The sequence below is a fragment of the Lentilactobacillus farraginis DSM 18382 = JCM 14108 genome (assembly GCF_000583655.1).
GTDB classification, from domain to species: domain Bacteria; phylum Bacillota; class Bacilli; order Lactobacillales; family Lactobacillaceae; genus Lentilactobacillus; species Lentilactobacillus farraginis.
In genome coordinates this window covers 1-2,046 of the sequence record NZ_BAKI01000093.1, presented here as the reverse complement: position 1 = coordinate 2,046, position 2,046 = coordinate 1, and the positions used below count along the sequence as shown (strand labels likewise).

Here is a 2,046-nt window from a genome sequence, read left to right as displayed (position 1 = left end):
AATCCGATTTCACTTTGATCAAGCAATAGGTCGGTGTCACCAAGCCCTGGAGCCGGTTCTTCTTTATATAGAATCGGTGAAACGTCCGGTCCGCCCGGCAATAATAAGCCATCGATAAGTGGCAGATAATTTGCCATGAGTTCAGGATGACGGGTTGGGATAATTAAGGGTGTGCCGCCATAATCCACAATGCCACTAATTTCGGGTTCGTTGACACTGTTTCGAAAAGAACCGGCCAGCAAGCGGCTTTCGGCGGGAATCCCGATAACAGGTTGTTTTTGCATATTATTAGCCTCACAATTTTTGGATTTTTTAAATGATGAATAGTTGCTTCCAAGAGCTTAAACATGGTTGTTAAGCTGGTACTTAACAGATTGAAGTTAAACTCTTGAACGCTTTTTATCGATTATTAAATTTTGATTAATGCTAGATTATACGCATTTGTTGGGCTTGTCAATTGTTTTACAAATGGTCTTGTTAGTAGATGTAACATCATAAAATACTTTTACCCCTATTTTCGATTGTAAAAGATTGTAAAAGTTAAAACGATGAAGACTATTTCTGGAATTACAGGGTTATAATCTAAACATAGATTAACAATTATTGCTTGGAGGGGATTAAAGTTGAAGTTTAAACAATCAGTTTTTGCGGTAGCCCTGGCAACTTTGATAAGCGCTGGCGTTTTTGGCATTAGTCAAAATACCAATGCGGCCAGTTGGCATAAGGGAACACCCAGTGCATTACGCGGAAGTTGGATTCACAAAGATAAGGCACCATTAGGATCGGATGGGGTAACCGTCACCCAAAATAAACTTGATTGGGCAAGCAGTGGGATGCAAAGTCACAATATTAGAAATCCTCGTTGGAAGTATCTTGGAAACCATAAGTATGTCATTGACGGCTATGAAGCTTTTCATCCATATACGAAGAAAGGCTTTCATGAAAAAACGGTTCTGGGACGCCGGGGCCATTATTTGGTAATGTATCGATCGGCTCATTCAAAGACTGGTACATATTTTCATAGAGATTAGTTCAACAAACTAAAGACGAAAAACGATATTGACGAATAGCTTAAAGGCAAAAATTAGTGGCTCGATAACCAGCAATTAAGTAAGGAGAGAGAATTCAAATGAAAAGATCAAAGGTGTTGTTCGTATCGCTAATCAGTTTTCTTTTTAGCGTCAGTGTCTTTTTGGCACTTCCCGCAACGGAAACTAGCCAGGCTCAAAGTGTTTACCAGCGCATTCCAGTTACTTATCACGGCGTTTGGCGACAAACTTGTCAACAATATCCCAACGGTACTTGGCACAAAGATTCTGGCGCCAAGTTGGTAGTTACTGCACGCTCGGTAAAAAGTCAAGCTGGCAACTTTAGCGGACATTTGATGGGTGTTTATAAGACTCGAAGCAGCGTGACGGTTTTTCCAGTTAGAAATGGACATCGATCTGGCGAAACCTTTCGGATGCAAAGAACTAATTATAAAGGCCATAAAGCATTAATTGTTAAATATAACGTTGCCAAACAAGTATATGTTAAATAACTGAAATTTGAGAGTTTAAATAAGGGCTGTCTCACTGCTGGGGCAGCCCTTATTTAAAACAATTTTAGGCATGAACCTATGTCTTCGATTATTAATTGGTTCTAACTCCACTATGTGGTTTGTAAAAAGATCATGAAAGGGTTGGGTCCAAGCTGAAATAGTTTGCGTCAAACGACGTTTCTGATGATAGTGATTGTACAAATATGATTCGATGCTTTAACTAGATGCGTATCATTTGCCGTGATATAATGAAGATACAAAAAGAAGGTTCTGCTCGAACAGAACCTCCTAAACAAGCCGCTTCAAAGGCGGTGGCGAAGTTAATAAGACAGCATTAAGCTACCCTGTAACCTACCAAAGTTGAGCAGGGCGGCTTTTTTATTTTTGGTTGTTGATATAGCTGAGTAACGCTATTAAAAACGTCCCGAACAGCAACATCAACGAAAGCGCCTGGAAGACGCTCATTGACTGTGAAACCTTTCCAAGATTTGTTCCATGATCCCATA

General features: G+C 39.9%; 4 protein-coding genes. 2 read left to right on the top strand and 2 right to left on the bottom strand.

Features of this window, described 5'->3' with window-relative positions; all coding sequences use genetic code 11:
• A partial coding sequence (locus tag JCM14108_RS13745) for a gamma-glutamyl-gamma-aminobutyrate hydrolase family protein (protein WP_035181525.1) occupies positions 1-284 on the bottom strand: 284 nt, incomplete at its 3' end.
• Positions 285-623: 339 nt separating this feature from the next.
• Here JCM14108_RS13745 and JCM14108_RS13740 point away from each other — a divergent pair.
• Together JCM14108_RS13740 and JCM14108_RS13735 are read left to right on the top strand one after the other, a co-directional pair.
• A complete protein-coding gene (locus JCM14108_RS13740; RefSeq protein WP_035181524.1) occupies positions 624-1,031 on the top strand; it encodes a hypothetical protein in 408 nt (135 codons plus the stop codon).
• Positions 1,032-1,129: 98 nt separating this feature from the next.
• On the top strand, positions 1,130-1,540 hold the full coding sequence (locus JCM14108_RS13735; protein WP_035181523.1) for a hypothetical protein: 411 nt from the start codon (positions 1,130-1,132) through the stop codon (positions 1,538-1,540).
• Between the two features lie 378 nt (positions 1,541-1,918).
• On the opposite strand, the gene JCM14108_RS15710 is transcribed toward JCM14108_RS13735, so the two are convergent.
• Positions 1,919-1,978: a putative holin-like toxin gene (locus JCM14108_RS15710; protein WP_235807078.1), complete on the bottom strand. Its 60-nt coding sequence runs from the start codon at positions 1,976-1,978 to the stop codon at positions 1,919-1,921.
• Between the last annotated feature and the right edge of the window lie 68 nt (positions 1,979-2,046).

What these genes read in the sequence shown, in the direction of transcription:
- JCM14108_RS13735 (WP_035181523.1), top strand. Translation starts at nt 1,130, where the DNA reads ATGAAAAGATCAAAGGTGTTGTTCGTATCGCTAATCAGTTTTCTTTTT.